This window comes from Microcoleus sp. K4-B3, from assembly GCF_036704615.1.
GTDB lineage: Bacteria > Cyanobacteriota > Cyanobacteriia > Cyanobacteriales > Microcoleaceae > Microcoleus.
The window spans coordinates 1-16,061 of the sequence record NZ_JAUBSF010000032.1; the positions used below are offsets into that span (position 1 = coordinate 1).

Here is a 16,061-nt window from a genome sequence, read left to right on the forward strand (position 1 = left end):
TTTGACTAAATGGTTCGTTGAAATCTTTTGTCGAAGTGAGTGAAATTTTGGATCATTTTTTCGTTGGAACACTCTAAAACCCTTAGGATTTAACTGTCTGTCACGTTGAAAGAATTGTATAGAAGTTAAGCCGTAATCTCCTACAGGTTGATCTGAACGAAAAATTTCACCTTTATATTTGGATTTCTGTGCGCTACGATCCAAATGATTTAGTAATCTAGGGGCATTTTTTCGGAGATAATCGTAATCGACATCCTCGCTATCCCAACAAGCATCAAAATCTCCTGGGTCTGGCTTAATGGTAACAAAGCTGCCGTTGATATAAATTGTCCGACAACCACCTGCTTTGAGTTGCTCCATTGCCATTCGCAGTCCGCGCATTAAACGCAACCTCAGCTCGTTGCTTCCAAATCGTTCTACAAATTCTTCCCATTCGCAAAAATGTACTCCTGGGGGTAAGTTGCCGTTTTCATCGAATTCTGGAATCACTTCCTCACACCTTAACACAGATGAATATCCGGCTCTTGAGCGTACCATATTGCGATCGTGGTTGGGAAAATTGCGATCGCAGCGATAGCTTCATTGACGATCACGGCAGACTGAGGTGGCGCTACCGATCGCGAAGAGTGAGCAAAAGATGAGCGGAAAACGCAACTTTTAAGGATATGATGAATCCAAAAACCTTTCTCGATAAATGATTAAATAGAACGGAGAGGGAGGGATTTGAACCCTCGAAGGATGTTAACACCCTTAACAGATTAGCAATCTGCCGCTTTCGACCACTCAGCCACCTCTCCAAGATGACAGTAACTAACTATAGCACACACATCCTCTTTTTGCCAACCCCTAATTCAAAAATTCCTCAATCCCTTAGCCTGTATACTTTTCGCCACAGGCAAAACGCAGATTTTCCCCGCTCTCCCCCTCTGGCCCAACTCAAAACTCGAAACCTACTCCCCAAAGCCCCTAGCTTTCAAGTGCTTTTCCCAACTAAAATTGGAACTCAAAAAGAACCTCTTAGTATACAAATACCCCAAGCGGTACAGGTTAGCCTTGCGATCGGCATCGAGATTAAAATCCGTCGTCGTCACCCCAGCTTCAGTCACATCAATATTAATCACCCTGCCTTTATCCATTTCCCGCTGGTGATAGCGGTCTCTTGCTTTCATCATCGTTCTGAACATCGCCGCCAGCATCGACAGGGGAGTATCAATCTTAACTTTAGTCTCAATGCCGGTATCGACCAATCGAAACCCAAAGGTAAACCAGCGGGGCATAGCGGGAGTCGAACCGACGGATTGTTTGTCATAAATCCACAGGGGGAAATTGCTCAGAATTCCGCCATCTACAATTAAGTCATCGCCCAGTTTTCCCGGTTCAAAAAATAGGGGAATACTCATCGACAACCGCACAGCTTCAGCTACGCTAAAATCTTCGGGATTTGCGAGTCGCAACTGCTGGTATAAAGCATCGGAATCGGCAGATTCCTGCCGTCGCAAGTCGTCGGGCAGTACCAACATTTCACCCCGACTGAGGTTGGATATTACTACTTTTAATTCCCGGTCTTTTACGATTTGTTTGACATCGGCAAAAGTGTGCAAGTTACCTCGACCGAGCATTGCTTCCAGCCACTGCCGGAACGGCTGCGCCGAATATTCTCCCATCTGACGGCTAACTGTTAGGAAAAGCAGCGTCCAAGCTGGGGATTGCAAGTCGTCGGCGGGGTCACCATTTAAAATTAGAGGACTGTTTTTTTGAGTTAAAAATATGCTGTAATCGAGCTGACCTAAAATTTCCTCTAAATCATCAATTGACAAGTCGGTTGCCAATACTGCGGCGGTAATTGCACCGGCAGAAGTGCCTGCCAGTTTTCGCCAGCGGATGCCCAAATCGCTGCAGCATCTGAGTGCTCCTAAAAACGCAACTCCGCGCACGCCGCCGCCTTCAAAAACTCCGTCGGCATAGATTTCACCGGTTTCGTCGGGAGGCGGAAATTTGCTGAGAATTGTTTGTTTCTCGGTGGCGGTGATCCTGACACCTGGTTCTTGCAAAATTTGCTGCGGATACCACTTGCTCATGGGAAATACCTCGGATAGAGTTGGGATTTTAGATTTTAGATTGATATCTATTGTTCTTGATTTTTGTGGGCATTCATGGCTTCTTTGACGTGTTCTTGAACTTGCGATCGCACTTGTTCGTAGGCCACCGACGCGCACCAAGGCCGGAGAGATAAAATAGTTGTGTCTGGAGTAATCTCGGCTACCAAACAAGTCGGGGGCGGATTCTCCAAAACCAGGGGGTGAGAGTGGGCAATTTCTAATAACTCAGCCACTGTCGGACGGATCGGTCGATCGCCAATATCAATTTTCAAGTCTACTCGCCTCGTTCCCATTGTCGTTGTATTTTTCAATGTACCGTTAAACAACTGATTGTTCGGGACAATAATTTTTATGCGATCGTCTGTCACCACGGTTGTTGAAAAAATCCCGATGCTGTCCACCACTCCCTTAACATCCCCAGCTTCGATCGCATCACCGACTTCAAAGGGCCGCAAACTAATCAACATTACCCCAGCAGCAAAGTGCGACAAAGTATTTTGCCACGCCAAACCGATCGCCAAACCCGCTGCACCCACCACCGCAACCACACTGGTAGTTTGAATTCCCAACTGACTCAAAGCGGCGACTACTCCCACTACCAAAATCGTAATTTCAGCAGCTTGAACTAAGAATTTCCGCAGTGTGGCTTCGGTGCGACTCAGTGCTCGGCGAGTCACGCGGCCCGCAAAGCCGATCGCAAATCGCGTAATTAACAAAATGCCGATCGCCCACAGCAGTTGAGGTACAATTTTAAACCCCAATTCTACGAATTTTTTCGAGAATTCTTGGGCTACTTCCAAGGCTTGTGTTCTTTCTGCATTTAGCTGGGAATACAAGGTTTCGGCTATTGGTAGAACTCTGCTGATGGCTGTCATGTTAATTTTAGATTGGTAATTGGTAAGTGTAATTAGTAATTGGTAATTGGTTGCTAAACCCAGTCTCAGTCTTCTCGCTCATTCCGAGACCGACAGGGGTTCAAAACCCCTGTATCATAGCCAAAGTCCTCTTAAATAGGACTAAAATCGATGACTTTCTCGCTCCAAATCTTGAGTCGGTTTTAACTCATAGGTTGCACCATTTCCAATAAGCTTTTTATGGGCGGGCAGGATGCCCACCCACAAGAAAATCTACTTTTTGTGGAACGGGCATCTTGCCCGTTCTTGACAATGACGCAACATCTCAGTTTAAACCCACTTTAGCGATGAGGCAAGGGTGTAAACCCCTGCCGGACTACTGTTAATAGTTTACTGCTACGCGGGGCAATCGGTGTTTAAAACCGCAGAGAATTTCCCACGAAATAGTTCCTAAAATTACTGCCCAATCGTCAGCAGTAATTTGATATTCCCCATCTTTGCCCAACAGCGTCACCACTTCGCCGACTTCTAAATTGGGAATATCGGTTACATCCAGCATTAACTGATCCATCGTCACCGCGCCCACTTGTCGCACGAATTTACCCCTGACTAAAACCTGCATTTTATTAGAAAGATTGCGCGGAATACCATCTGCATAGCCGATACCAATTACGGCAATCTGTGTCTGCCGCTGAGCTATAAATTGATAGCCGTAACTGACGCCTGTTCCTGCTTCAATTGTTTTCACCTGCGTTACCCTAGCTTTTACCTGCATTGCGGGCTTCAAATTGGCGATCGACTGCAAGTGAGGAGCTGGATATAGACCGTAGGTAGCTAAACCGACTCGTACTAAATCGTAGTGCAAATCCGGGTCAGCGAGGGCAGCAGCAGAGTTTGCCAAGTGGAGGCGAGGGGGGGTAATTCCTGCTATTTTAATTTGCTCGATCGCCCGTTTAAACCGCTGGTGCTGCTCTCTCATAACTGCGGGATCGGGACTGTCTGCTGTCGCCAAGTGAGAGTAAATGCTGGCTAATTTTAAATTTGGCAACCGCTTGACTAATTGCACAAATTCTGTTGCTTCTTGCCAGGGCGTACCCAAGCGAGACATTCCCGTATCTAACTTAGCGTGAACTGGCAAAGATTGGTTAAGACCGACCAGAACTTCCGAAAAAATTAAGGCTTGTTTGGCAGTACAAATAGTGGGCTGCAAGTGCCATTGGGCGATCGCCTTTACCTGTTCCGGTGTATGGGTTGCCCCCAACAGCAAAATCGGCGCTTCTATCCCAGCTTCTCGCAATTCTATGCCTTCGGGAATTGTCGCCACTCCCAGCCAACTAGCACCTGCTTGCAATGCTATTTGACTGACTGCAACAGCACCGTGTCCGTAAGCATCCGCTTTCACAACTGCCATCAGTTCTGTGTGAGGAGATAAGAGATTTTTAAGCTCTTTTACATTGTGAGTTAAAGCTGCTAAATCCATTTCTACCCAAGCCCGCTGGCAAAGTCCCCCGTCACCGTCCCCCAGCACCGTCTGGCGGGATTCTTTTGTCGTTGATTCTGCGGTTGTTTGTTCCCTACTCCACATTGTCGATCGCTCCTACTTGCTTGCACCATTAAAAACTGCTTGGAGATTTTACCCTAAGTTTGATTATAATAAGATTCTCTCTTTCATGAAAGTTAACTGGTGTATCATAGCACCAAAAATACCCGGTAAAAACTATGGACGGACTGGCCTACCTACATTTAGCTGAAACTTGGGAAACGGCTGCGGGTCAAACTCGATCGACCAACTCAAAAAGGCACCTGAATTTAGCCTCAACTCCTTTACTTTTCTTTACGATCGCTCTCACAATTTTAAATTTAGTCAATCCCGCACTCGCCATCAAAAAAGGCGATTCAGGCCCAGAAGTAGCCAAACTACAGAAAAGTCTGCAAGCAGCAGGATATTTTAGCGGTAAGACTACAGGATTTTACGGTTCTCTCACCCGCGCTGCTGTGAAAAAGTTTCAAGCAGACAACAACCTGAAAGTTGACGGAATTGTCGGCCCTAAAACCTTGTCAGTGCTGAAAGATAAGCCGGAAAGCGCCAGCATGGAAGCTGCGGAAAAAATCTCGCCAAATGTCGATCGACCTTCGCCATCTCCTACCGCCACAGAAAACACTAACCAACCCGAAGATACAAATCAAAATCAGCCCCAAGAACCTCTATTTCAAGATCCCTCTTTGCCGCCATTTAAAACAGAAACTCCCGAAAATAGAGAAACTGAATCACAACCCCAAAGCCTAGTAAATCCTCCCGACAACACTCTCGGAAAAATGACCTGGAAAAAAACAATTTACGGCAATATATCACCAAAATCAATAGTTTATTCGGGTTCGGGTTTGTTTTTTGCTCAAAACATGATGTACCGCCACACAATCACAGTTTACGACAGGAACTTTAAATTAGTCAAGACTATTCCCGATACAGTAAACTTGTCGAAGTTCGGCTTTTCTAAATTTAAAGGAAATTATCAAGGCTCTCCCGTAGAAGCAGCTTTTTCAACAGACGGCAAATATGCCTATGTATCCAACTACAAAATGTACGGTTCGGGGTTTAGCAATCCCGGCAGCGACAGGTGTTCTCCAGCGGCAAAACACGATCAAAGTTTCCTGTACCGCATCAATACCCAAACTTTGAAAATAGAAAAGGTAATTCCTGTAGGTGCAGTTCCGAAATTCAATGCTGTTTCACCTGACAATCGCTTCGCGCTCGCGAGCAATTGGTGCAGTTGGGATTTGAGCGTTGTTGATATCAATAAAAATCTCGAAATCGAGCGGGTGAAACTGGGTGCATATCCTCGGGGTATTGTTGTCACTCCTGACTCAAAAAATGCCTATGTTGCCATCATGGGTTCTTCGGATATTGCGAAAGTGAATCTCATAGACTTTTCGGTAGAATGGCTGAGAAATATTGGCAATGCGCCGCGTCATTTGACGATCGACCCCAACGGAAATTATCTTTATACCACTTTAAACGGTGAAGGAAATGTGGCAAAAATTGACCTAAAAACTGGTAAAGTGGTGGACAAAGTTTCGACTGGAAAAGCCCCTCGCAGTATGACTATTTCTGATGAAGGCAAACTGCTTTATGTAGTCAACTATTTCTCGAATACTGTTAGCAAAGTTAGGACGAGCGATATGAAAGTGGTGCAAACAGTGAAGGTTAATTCAAGTCCGATCGGAATTACTTACGATCCCGAAACTAATCAGGTTTGGGTAGCTTGCTATTCGGGCAGCATTATGGTGTTTCAAGATTAATCTAGCTGGTTCGTAGTGAGAAGGCTTCAGTCCTTACTACAAACAATAACGATGAAATCTTATTGTGGGGCGTTGCTCGTAGCCCGCCCCAAAAATATTATTTGGACAACTTTATAGGCTTCACAACATACTCTGAAGACTTAGCAGGTACTTGACCTTTTTTGGCCATAGCTTGGTAAATCATGGCTGCTACTTCAGCGCGAGTTGCTATTCTATTAGGCTCCAAAAGTGTGCGCTTCGGGTGGTTGACAACAATGCCAGCTTCTGTGGCTGACGCTACTTTGTTAACTGCCCATTTCGGCACTTTTGCCCTGTCTGTATAAACTTGTAAAGTTTTGGTTGCTTTTGTTGATGGTTTCAGGTTTAAACCGCTCGCTAAAGCTGCGATCACTTCGACACGCGGAATCTGTTTTTCGGGACGGAACTCATTGTTTGGGTATCCTTTAAGATATCCAGTTTTGACAGTGTGGTCGATCGCAGTAGCGGCAGGACTCTTGTCTTTTACGTCTTTAAAATCAATCGGTTTTCGGATCGCTTCTTTGTCGCCGGACATTCGCTGAATTAACCGCGCTAGTTCGGCTCGTGTTATCGGTTCGTCGGGACGAAATTTGTTGTCCGTGGAATCAGCAAAAATTTTCCGATCGACTAAAGCTACAATGAACGGACGCGCCCAATATTTGTCTGGAACATCGGATAATATAACGGGTCCAACTTTGGGTTTAGCCGCTTTCGGTTTGGTAATTGCTGGAGCGGGAGTCGATCGCACAATTGGCTTGGGAGGAACAACGACGATCGCCCCCACCGGAGGAGTTGCCGGTAAAATCGGCCCTAAAGGTGCCACAGGTGCGACATCCGGTTCTGAGGGAACCAGGGTTGTAGCGGGCGATCGCAAATCCGAATTCGGCGGCGCAGGCGTTAATATTCCCGGGCTCGCGGGCGTGACAGCAGGTTGAGAGAAAACGGCTGGAAATTGCCAATTTTTGGCATTCAATCGATCGGGATTTTTACCTGTTACCCAAAATAAAATTGCTCCCATCGTGCCGAAGGCAACCAAGATCGCAATCAATTCATCCAATCCTAGAGGATTTCTTTCCCCTGACGGGGGTTGTGAAGAAGACATATTGTCACCTACATACCAATGTAGAAATTAAATCACATATTTTTTGGGTCTGGGAGAAACAGAGAAGGCTAAATCAACTATTCCAAAGTTCTCACTCTCAATACCTGCGGCGGCGTGGAATCGGGAGGATAAATAAAATCAACTTTTACCGATCGCGTTTCTGTCGCAGCTAACCTCAACTTTACCATCGGTTCCACAACTTGACCGACACGGTGCCACAAATGCACGTAGCGAGTTACATCGTAACCTCCATCATCTTGGTAGCGCAGCCGCACAGTACCTCGAAAATAGGGAAAATCTAGGGGAGGTTGGCGAAATCGCAATCCATTTGTTGAGAGTCGATCTTCTTTTAAAGGCGTTTCCAAACTCACCGCTACCGTTTGCGGTTTCTGTGCCGTGTTATGCAGTGGCAGACTCAGATTGTAGTGTACGCCGTAATTGCCGTGGGCTTCGTAAACGGTGTCGGGATAGCGCGCCAGCATTTTTCCGGCTTGCACTTGTTGGGTTCCCAAAGTGCCCCCGCGCAAGGTAGAGATCGCATAGGATATCGCTTTTCCAGTCTGGGGAATTGCCAGATTTTTAGCATCGCGATCGACTAATTCCGCTTCCCATCAAGAACCTTGCTGCACCCCTGCCACGCGACCGTAAATCATGCTTCCCGAAGTCGCGTCGGGGGGAGTCGGGGTTTTGTCGCGGGGGCCTGCCAAACCGCCATTATTCAGCAATTGCTGCCATTCTTCCAGAGTTGGCGCGCGTTGGCGCAGCCCTCGAAGAGGATCGCCCCCATCAGCATTTTGAGGTGCATACATTGCCAAAGTAGCGGCATAAACCTTGCCGCTACTTTTGAGCCGCACAAAGGTAGAACGACCATTTATCGGCTTTTCCAGACCCCGCACGGGAATAGGGCGATTCATCAACAATGCGGTTTCTCCCGGTGCAATGAGCAGTTTTGCGGGAAAATCCGGCTGCCGCATTCCCCGCAAAACGTTATCGACAGCGCGAATCCCAGGGCCGGAATATACTTCGCCGTTGGGACTCTCACTTAGTGCTGGTTTTTGTTTGAACGGTGCGTCTGGTTCCATCAGGTAACTGGCTGCCTGTAACACTTCCACCGTCACGGGTTCGGAGCTGGGATTGTAGAGCAAAGCGCCGATATACAAAGTTCTAAAATTCTGCGGAGTGTGAGAAAAGTGGTGATCAAACAGGTTGAATTGCCCTTGAAAGGCAAAGTTCAGGTGAGCTGCGGGGACTTTTTTGCCGTCTGGGGGAAAGGTTGAGAGCAAAATGCCTTCTTTTTTGACAAGCGAATTTCAAAGGTGGTACCCGCCACGTGATTTATCCGTGGAATCAATCCCAAATCGAAAATCGAAAATCCTCAAGCCCCCGCATTTATCCGTGGGGTCAATCTAAAATCTAAAATCTAAAATCTAAAATCGATTGACCCATTCGGGACTGTCGCTGTTGAAGAGGGGGATGTTGTCGAGTTGTCCGGGGAGCTCGCGCACTTCGGCATCTAGTACAATTTCCTCTGGTGCTGGTTTTGCGGGAATAGATTGTACGGGTTTTTTGACGTACAACAATCCGCCGACTGCACAAAGGACGATCGTAGAAATACCAGCAATTCGAGAAAAGAGATTTGGTTTCTGAATCATGAAAGTTAACTGTCAACCCAATCTCTGTACATCTTCGACCGACAGCGACAGCGCCTGAGCCACTTGCTCTACGGTTAAACCCATTGCCAGCAGTTGGGGAATCGCATCCCGTTGGGTTTGTTCTGCGCGATCTGCTCGCTCTCGCTCAGCGTCAGCGCGTTGGCGTTCCTGTTCGGTATGGAGGCGTTCTAGTTTAGCTTGTTCGCTACCAGTTAACAACAAATTCCCCTGATTATCCCACCAACGCAACCATCGCTGATGCTGATTTTGATAGCTACCTTCCCACACACCTAACTCTACTCCCATCAGGTCGATCGGATAATGCCCGCGATCGTTCGGTTGCAAACGGCGATAACGAGTATTCACCCAGTTATAGACTTCCAATTCGCTCGTTTTAATGATGTATATCGCATAGTAAGGAATGTGAATAATCTGCTCGTATACCCAAAACTTTCCTGGTTTCTGGTTGACACCTTCTGGTAAGCGAGATAAGGGAGTATTGTTTCGTTCTTCTGAGCCATTACCACTAGCAAATTCGATCGCAATCAATGGCACAATATACTCGCGCCAAATCACGTAAGAGCGGCGAATTTCCCCATCTATTAGGGGCGGAACGTTGGGAACGTAGAACCAGTCAGGCGCTTCGGCTCCCTTTTCTGGAGGGTCGGTTTCGCGCCAGTAGATGCCACAATCTTGCCCGATCGCATATTGTCCGTCCGGGTGGAGGGTTTGCAGTGTAGTTTCCAGGGAGTCGGTGAGTAGGATACTCTGGGGATGTTCTTGGAAATTTTTCACAAACGTGCCGTCGGAGTCTGGGAGTTGCGTGTGATCTGGAAAAGCGGGGGGTAATGTTGTGGGGTTGAGGCTTTTGGTCATGTCAGCTATCCGATGGTGAAAGGACAGATGCTTTATTAATTAGAGCATAGCGATCGTAAATTGAGGAGCTTTGCTTTATAATGTCTGAATACTGTCTGACAAGCTATTTTTCTATCACTAACACAAGTCTAAAGCTTTATCATAGTTATCGAAATGCAAATAGGTCAAACGATCCAGAAAATATTAAGCAATTGGCATGGATTCCCAAATCTGACGGCAGATGGAAAATATGAGTTCTTGACCCAGACTGTCGTTGCTAATTCGGTGGAGTCACAACATCTTATAAATTTTAGACAAAACCCTAAAGATTCATATCTTTTAAAAAAAATTTATAAAGTATTTGTTCATGAAATAACTCATTGGTTAGATCATACAAGTACTCTATGGGGACAAAATAACCTTGTTACTATTTACAACGCATTTAACGCTTTTGAAAGTCAAAAAGAGGATGAGTTGTGGCGAGTAATACAACTTTTTTCAGAAGTTTCACGCAACCATTTTGCAGATTACTACCAAGTAGATGGTCCAGCTATTGTCAGTGATTGGACTAAAAGACCTTGGAGATATAAGTATTCTTTTGGGCTTCAATATGGTAGTGATGGTAGACCACGCTCAGATCGCCCGTTTATAAGCACAAGATTTAGTAACTTTGACAACGTTTTTATCAAACGAGTTCCTATATCTGTTGTTTCTTTGATGGAAACAATTGCTACGGCTGCTGAGCTACAAGTTGAGTTTTCATATATTTTGCCTTTATTAAAAACTCAGTTAAGTGCAGATGAATTTTTGGTAGAATCAAAGCTATTTGAACAGGCTTGTTTGGAGAGAGTATACAATCCATCGCTAACTGTTTATTCTGTTGCCACCCACTGCTTGGCTAATTTTATGAGTATTAATAATATTAGCTTGGCTTACGAACTGTCATCAGCATTATCATCTCTATGTCTTAATCTTCCCTCTCAGGTATTTGGTCAACTAAAAATATCTCAAGAATTTCAAGAAAAACACCTTCCAGTAGAAATTCAAGAGATTACTACTGAAAGGGCCTCTCAAATGATAGCTATGCAGGATAGAGGTTTTGCCTTTTTTGTTTTATCAGAGTATGCGCCAAAAACAGATTTCTCGACTGTTCTCGATTGGCTTGAAAAGACAATTGAATCTGCTGGTTTACCTCCCATTGCAGATTTACAGGAAATGGTTATCCATGAGATGAGAAGCTTGGAGAATAATATATTAGATGGACCCCTAGTGCCTCGTTTAAAAAATTTATTAGAGATTGGCAGAAGGAATTACGTCAACCGAGGTATTTTTGGTAAGCATGAGCCATGCCTCAATTCACTATTTTTGATGAGTCAAGATTTAAAGTTGCCTCCAGTTATTCTTGGAGATGAAAATATCTTTGATGTTGAATTAGCATCTGGAAGTTCTCAGTACTCTTATAGTGATATTGAAAATTGGGTTTTCTATATATACGATTTTGAAGAAAGGCTGAGGGAATTTCAAAGAGCTTGTATAGCTATATAAAATGAAGGCACAGCCTAACAACGCTCATGCACACCCAGCGCCGAAAGGTGATCGATTATGATGCAGAGGCCAAATCAAATCTATATCATAGAATCGTAGCACCAATTAAATTACTTTAAATCTTATGACTATTTCTCAAATTCCCACCCGTTCTCTCATTGAAATTGCCACACAAACTCGCCAAGCTGCGCGAGCGCCAGATTGAAAACTTTACCTTCTAATGAGCAAAATGCGATCGCGCTATTATAGATGCTATGCGTATTTTGTTCCGCAGCACCCTACGAGACTTCTGGGAATCTCATCCAGATACCGAAGAAGCACTGAAAACTTGGTACTACGAAGCATCTCACGCCGACTGGCAGAGTCCGGTCGATGTGAAAACTGCTCATCGTAATGCCAGCATCATTGCCAACAACCGTGTCGTTTTCAATATTAAAGGCAACAGCTATCGGCTGATTGTGGCAATTCGTTATGACCTTGGTATTATTTTCATCCGATTTATTGGCACTCATGCCGAGTATGACAAAGTAGATGCAGAAATAGTCTAAATAGAGGTGGATGTATGGAATTGCGCCCAATTAGAAATGAAACCGACTATCAGGAAGCCCTTCGAGAAATCGAGTTAGTGTTTAATGCAGCCCCAAACACTCCTAAGTACGCTCGATTAGATGTACTCAGTACCTTAGTGGAAGCCTACGAGAAGAAACACATTCCGATCGCAATCCCCGATCCGATCGAAGCGATTTATTATTACATGGAAACTCGCGGATGGTCTCGTCGCGATTTAGAATCATGTCTCGGTAGTCGGGCTAGAGTATCCGAGGTTTTATCTCGTAAACGTTCCTTGACATTGGAGATGATTCGGAAGTTGAATCAAGAACTGGGGATTCCCGCTGAAATTCTCATCCAACCCTATAAGTCGGTAAAAATCCCCGCGTAACAATATAACTCGATCGACCTTGGTAGTTGTAGGGTGCGTCGCTGCAGGAAACTTCCCACTAAGGCGCAGATATTCGAGGGCGACGCACCCTACATTCTTAACGCCTTCTGCCACTCCCGAAAGAGCCGCTCCGACTCGGTTGACGAGAACTCCTGCCGCTACCAAAACTCGGACTCCGCCTTTGCTGCGGGGAAGTTGAGTTGGGCGATCGCCTCAAAGTGCTGCCGCCGTAACCCGAACCGGTCGATCGATTATTGGCATTTGGACGTACTGAGGGTCTTACTGGCTGGTTAGATGTGGGCGATCGCAGGCGGCCGGTAGTCCTTAAAACTTGACGGTTTCTCACCTCAGGAGGCGGGGTTCGGTAGCGAGTTTGATATTGGTTAACAGCTTGGCTGTAAGTATTGCCATACCCGCCATATCCTGTCATAATTCCCGGCTGATAGACTGGCGGCATATAATATTGCGGTCTAAATAACAAACTGCCGATCGCCTGACCGGCTATAGCCCCAGCAAACGGCGCCCAGAAGCCAGATTGCTGTCTCACTACTACGGTTTGGGGCTGACCGGTTTGAGGGTTATTGACAGTTTCCGTCACGTTGTGAACGTACTCAATTTTAAAATCTTCTGTCAAATGCAAAACCGCTTGATTGTTATTCACATTTAGATAACTTTTCTTGCCTGCCGATATTTCTTCATCCGTTAAGCGAGCCATTTGCAAATCCGTAGTGCGGTAAACTGGGGGACTGCCGGCGGGAGTATTCAGCAACATCAAACTGTATTCACCATTCGCATCGTCGTAGGTAGCTTGCTGTACGGGATATTGACCTTGAGCCAAGTTATTGTTTGCAGCAGCAGGACGCACCGTGTTAACATTACTATTTGCAGCAGGATTGGCAGGAAGTTGTGGGGTAGGAGAACCGCAGGCGGTTGCCGTCCAAAACAAAGTTAAAGCCATTAAATAAATTGTCAGTTTTCGCAGCATCATAAATAGTAATTGGTAATTAGCAAGGAAAAAGGAAGAAGCAAACAACTTCTAGCTCGGGTTCTGTGAATTGCGTGTTCTGAATCAAGGTAATGGGTAATTATCAACGACTCGATTTACATTCTATCGCTAATCCAGCTTGCAGTCAGGACTTGAGTTCTTATTTATTCCCAGCTTGAGGAATTCCCTCCTCACTGCAAACCTTTGTTATTTTCCCACTTTTCCGATCGTCCGCTTGGAGCGGACATCGTTTTTGTCGGAGCGAATTCTCTTCGCCGCTTAGATCGATCGTTGGAATTTTTCTAGTTTTTAAAGGGGAATGAGTTCGGGGAAATTGACCAACACTTGGTCGTTAGTAAGTTCGTCACCCAACTGTGCGGGAGAAAAGTGAACTTGCACAGCTCGGAGTTTTTGCTGGTAATTTAAATTAATCATTGCTTTTAAACCGACTTTCAGCGCGCTGATGTCAGCTAGGTCAGTTTCTAGGGCAGGAACTTCGCCTTCATAAGCAACTGTCAGCATCACTACGACATTTCTAGTTACCGGCAAAGACAAGGGGGAATTTTTATCGTAAACAGATGTGCTGTATTGAGGCTCGCTGAGATAGCGCTCGGCTGAATCAGTGAAAAGTTCATCCACATAATCGCCGGCTTCGCCTTCATTCCAAAAAACATCGCCTTCATTGGCTGCTGCTTGCCAGTAGTTGTCGTACTGCAACAGGTGATTGCAAATTTCTACAAGACCTTCTCCTAAAACTTCTAGGTCGCCATCGGCATCAATTGCTTGTCTGGCGGTGCGGTTGAGAACTCCTAACAGCGGTGCAACTTCTTCGCCTGTTAGGTGAACGAACACCCGGCAAACTGCCAGTCGAGTTTTACCTGTAAATTGATTGAATCGATCGCGCCAAGCATTCATAACCTATAGTTTTAATCTGTAGGGCTATATTTCCCACCGTAGCAGGCGATTTGAACTTTTGCCGTCTACCCTCAGATTGATATGAAGAGTATTTCTGGCGATCGCCTCCGCAGCGTACTGTCTCGCTTTGAGTCATCTAATTTTATAGCATTTTTCAATCCGATCAAATACAGTAGGGAAACGGCACTCCCGTTTCCTGACGGGTATCTGCGATTTTTAATAATAATTGGTAAAAATTTGATATTTGTAGCAAGACTTTTTAAAATTGATCTTAATTCGGCACTCCTTTGCTTTGCCGGTATATGATATTGTGTGCTATCGATTCATTTGTCAATTGTTTGCAGTGCTTCGCGATCGCAATCATATGAATTCCGGCTGCGCCGGAATGAGATAGAGGAAAAGGCAGTGCCGTTTCCCTACCGCGATCGATTGTAGGGACACGGCACTGCCGTGTCCTGATTTCGGGTAAAATTAATTCCGATACAACCGGAATTGATATCACAGGAAATTGTCGGTGGATAAATTTAATTCAAAAAACCTCCAATCTTGCAAGAGTGGAGGTGCGTTGACCGAATACTTTGGTTTGAAATAACTATTTGACGATCGCGCTTTGGACTTGTTCGATCGCAATTTCAGAACTCAACTCGGCAACTGGCGAAACTGGCAAATCCAGCTCGCCGCCCGGAGCTTCTGGGTGTTCGCGAACGGCTGCAACCGCATCTGCTGACTCAGCTACAGCACCCGCCGCCGCCAAATCGAGCAACGCCGGAACTTCCAGGTGTTCGCGAACGGCTGCATCTGCGATCGGATCGATCGGCTCTTCAAAAACTTCAAAATTATCGGTCATCGCAGCGCAAGCAGCAGAAGCGCGCTGGCCGGCACGGTAGCTCATGTAAGCCGCACCGCCACCCAAAACTCCAGCCAAACCTAGGAAACCGAGAGCTGCTTTTTTGTAGGATTTCCACGGATTCATTCCATCCGAACCGCCGGAACCCAGGATCGTTGGCCCCGAACCAGATTTATCCCCCCCAGAGTTCCTGTAGGAACAGGGGAAAGCAGATGCAGCGTCACCTATGGCGATGCTGCTTGCGATCGCGACGACGGAAGCAATGCCAGCTAACACTTGAAACTTCTTCATAAAAAAAAATTCGGTAAGTGGGAAACGAGCAACTGGGAAACGAGCGCGGCTTTAGCCTGCTCGTGGGAAACAGCTCGGCGGTTTCAACCGCCTTGAATCTTTCCATTACACGGGGATTGCTTAATTCGGTGTAATGAATGTGATGTACTTTCACCCTTGACAATTACCATGTCTAATTTGGCAACCCCGCGAGCGCATAATGTTTGATCCTTGCGGAGCCTCCCTTTCGGGGTAATGTTAGCTTCGACAATGTTAACGGCCGGTACTATATCTAGGACACTGACTTAACCCAATAAATCTGTTTAATCCTAAATTTCTAGAGCAAGGAACTAGCTTCGCATCCCTTGGTAGGTCTTTAAACTCTTACCGTTAACGTAGTGCAAGGCACTTAGTCTGGTCAACTGTGGTTTAAGTCTGAGGCTAGAAGCAAGCGTGTGTCTTTAGACCTGGGTCGTTGACGGTGTTCTGGAGATTGTAAAGGACAATTAAAAAATTAATGGTAACAGCTCTTTACAAATGTATCAACTCTGCGCGCCGCCCATATCGCGGATCGATCGCAAATTTCAACTATAGCCTGACGCAATTCAAATTTAAAATTGTCCGTTTGAAAATCTGCAATGGTTGCTCTGTAAGCGTTTTGACTAACAGGACGGAATAA

General features: G+C 45.7%; 14 protein-coding genes, 1 tRNA gene and 1 pseudogene. 4 read left to right on the forward strand and 12 right to left on the reverse strand.

Annotated elements, in window-relative coordinates:
- From QUA78_RS15630 to alr, 5 genes are all read right to left on the reverse strand, one after another.
- The coding region (locus QUA78_RS15630; protein ID WP_333398895.1) for a DUF6932 family protein at nucleotides 1–489 on the reverse strand (489 nt) is incomplete at its 3' end.
- A 219-nt stretch (nucleotides 490–708) separates the two neighbouring features.
- Nucleotides 709–797: transfer RNA gene (locus QUA78_RS15635), tRNA-Ser, on the reverse strand.
- 153 nt (nucleotides 798–950) lie between these two features.
- Complete coding sequence (locus QUA78_RS15640) at nucleotides 951–2,078, reverse strand: patatin-like phospholipase family protein (RefSeq protein ID WP_333303822.1); 1,128 nt, start codon at nucleotides 2,076–2,078, stop codon at nucleotides 951–953.
- Between the two features lie 47 nt (nucleotides 2,079–2,125).
- Nucleotides 2,126–2,974 (reverse strand): mechanosensitive ion channel family protein, encoded by an 849-nt coding sequence (locus tag QUA78_RS15645; RefSeq protein WP_333303824.1) that lies wholly within the window; start codon nucleotides 2,972–2,974, stop codon nucleotides 2,126–2,128.
- A gap of 361 nt (nucleotides 2,975–3,335) precedes the next feature.
- Complete coding sequence (gene alr, locus QUA78_RS15650; protein WP_333303825.1) at nucleotides 3,336–4,538, reverse strand: alanine racemase; 1,203 nt, start codon at nucleotides 4,536–4,538, stop codon at nucleotides 3,336–3,338.
- A gap of 134 nt (nucleotides 4,539–4,672) precedes the next feature.
- Between alr and QUA78_RS15655 the strand changes: the two genes are divergently transcribed.
- On the forward strand, nucleotides 4,673–6,253 hold the full coding sequence (locus QUA78_RS15655; protein ID WP_333303826.1) for a peptidoglycan-binding protein: 1,581 nt from the start codon (nucleotides 4,673–4,675) through the stop codon (nucleotides 6,251–6,253).
- Nucleotides 6,254–6,350: 97 nt separating this feature from the next.
- Here QUA78_RS15655 and QUA78_RS15660 read toward each other — a convergent pair whose 3' ends face one another.
- From QUA78_RS15660 to QUA78_RS15675, 4 genes and pseudogenes are all read right to left on the reverse strand, one after another.
- The gene (locus QUA78_RS15660) at nucleotides 6,351–7,373 is read right to left on the reverse strand and encodes an S-layer homology domain-containing protein (RefSeq protein ID WP_333303827.1); all 1,023 of its coding nucleotides are present in this window, start codon (nucleotides 7,371–7,373) and stop codon (nucleotides 6,351–6,353) included.
- A gap of 77 nt (nucleotides 7,374–7,450) precedes the next feature.
- Nucleotides 7,451–8,656 (reverse strand): annotated as a pseudogene (locus QUA78_RS15665) (DUF3370 domain-containing protein).
- Between the two features lie 144 nt (nucleotides 8,657–8,800).
- Nucleotides 8,801–9,025, reverse strand: coding sequence for a DUF3370 family protein (locus QUA78_RS15670; RefSeq protein ID WP_333303829.1), 225 nt, complete (start codon nucleotides 9,023–9,025; stop codon nucleotides 8,801–8,803).
- A gap of 12 nt (nucleotides 9,026–9,037) precedes the next feature.
- A complete protein-coding gene (locus QUA78_RS15675; RefSeq protein ID WP_333303831.1) occupies nucleotides 9,038–9,901 on the reverse strand; it encodes a Uma2 family endonuclease in 864 nt (287 codons plus the stop codon).
- A gap of 153 nt (nucleotides 9,902–10,054) precedes the next feature.
- Between QUA78_RS15675 and QUA78_RS15680 the strand changes: the two genes are divergently transcribed.
- The 3 genes from QUA78_RS15680 (at nucleotide 10,055) to QUA78_RS15690 (ending at nucleotide 12,365) form a co-directional block, all read left to right on the forward strand.
- Nucleotides 10,055–11,425, forward strand: a complete 1,371-nt coding sequence (locus tag QUA78_RS15680; protein WP_333303832.1) for a hypothetical protein — start codon at nucleotides 10,055–10,057, stop codon at nucleotides 11,423–11,425.
- 254 nt (nucleotides 11,426–11,679) lie between these two features.
- Entirely contained in the window at nucleotides 11,680–11,973 is a 294-nt protein-coding gene (locus QUA78_RS15685; protein ID WP_333303834.1) for a type II toxin-antitoxin system HigB family toxin, read from the forward strand.
- A 14-nt stretch (nucleotides 11,974–11,987) separates the two neighbouring features.
- Nucleotides 11,988–12,365: a transcriptional regulator gene (locus QUA78_RS15690; protein WP_333303835.1), complete on the forward strand. Its 378-nt coding sequence runs from the start codon at nucleotides 11,988–11,990 to the stop codon at nucleotides 12,363–12,365.
- Nucleotides 12,366–12,462: 97 nt separating this feature from the next.
- Here QUA78_RS15690 and QUA78_RS15695 read toward each other — a convergent pair whose 3' ends face one another.
- The 3 genes from QUA78_RS15695 to QUA78_RS15705 all read right to left on the reverse strand — a co-directional run bounded on the left by QUA78_RS15695 (nucleotide 12,463) and on the right by QUA78_RS15705 (nucleotide 15,403).
- Entirely contained in the window at nucleotides 12,463–13,353 is an 891-nt protein-coding gene (locus QUA78_RS15695) for a hypothetical protein (protein WP_333303836.1), read from the reverse strand.
- Between the two features lie 306 nt (nucleotides 13,354–13,659).
- Entirely contained in the window at nucleotides 13,660–14,265 is a 606-nt protein-coding gene (locus tag QUA78_RS15700) for a DUF1517 domain-containing protein (protein ID WP_333303837.1), read from the reverse strand.
- A gap of 592 nt (nucleotides 14,266–14,857) precedes the next feature.
- Entirely contained in the window at nucleotides 14,858–15,403 is a 546-nt protein-coding gene (locus tag QUA78_RS15705; RefSeq protein ID WP_333303839.1) for a hypothetical protein, read from the reverse strand.
- Between the last annotated feature and the right edge of the window lie 658 nt (nucleotides 15,404–16,061).

Coding starts and splice junctions, on each gene's coding strand:
- QUA78_RS15705 (WP_333303839.1), bottom strand. CDS start 15,403: ATGAAGAAGTTTCAAGTGTTAGCTGGCATTGCTTCCGTCGTCGCGATC.
- alr (WP_333303825.1), bottom strand. CDS start 4,538: ATGTGGAGTAGGGAACAAACAACCGCAGAATCAACGACAAAAGAATCC.
- QUA78_RS15655 (WP_333303826.1), top strand. CDS start 4,673: ATGGACGGACTGGCCTACCTACATTTAGCTGAAACTTGGGAAACGGCT.
- QUA78_RS15680 (WP_333303832.1), top strand. CDS start 10,055: ATGCAAATAGGTCAAACGATCCAGAAAATATTAAGCAATTGGCATGGA.
- QUA78_RS15645 (WP_333303824.1), bottom strand. CDS start 2,974: ATGACAGCCATCAGCAGAGTTCTACCAATAGCCGAAACCTTGTATTCC.
- QUA78_RS15685 (WP_333303834.1), top strand. CDS start 11,680: ATGCGTATTTTGTTCCGCAGCACCCTACGAGACTTCTGGGAATCTCAT.
- QUA78_RS15660 (WP_333303827.1), bottom strand. CDS start 7,373: ATGTCTTCTTCACAACCCCCGTCAGGGGAAAGAAATCCTCTAGGATTG.
- QUA78_RS15675 (WP_333303831.1), bottom strand. CDS start 9,901: ATGACCAAAAGCCTCAACCCCACAACATTACCCCCCGCTTTTCCAGAT.
- QUA78_RS15670 (WP_333303829.1), bottom strand. CDS start 9,025: ATGATTCAGAAACCAAATCTCTTTTCTCGAATTGCTGGTATTTCTACG.
- QUA78_RS15690 (WP_333303835.1), top strand. CDS start 11,988: ATGGAATTGCGCCCAATTAGAAATGAAACCGACTATCAGGAAGCCCTT.
- QUA78_RS15695 (WP_333303836.1), bottom strand. CDS start 13,353: ATGATGCTGCGAAAACTGACAATTTATTTAATGGCTTTAACTTTGTTT.
- QUA78_RS15700 (WP_333303837.1), bottom strand. CDS start 14,265: ATGAATGCTTGGCGCGATCGATTCAATCAATTTACAGGTAAAACTCGA.
- QUA78_RS15640 (WP_333303822.1), bottom strand. CDS start 2,078: ATGAGCAAGTGGTATCCGCAGCAAATTTTGCAAGAACCAGGTGTCAGG.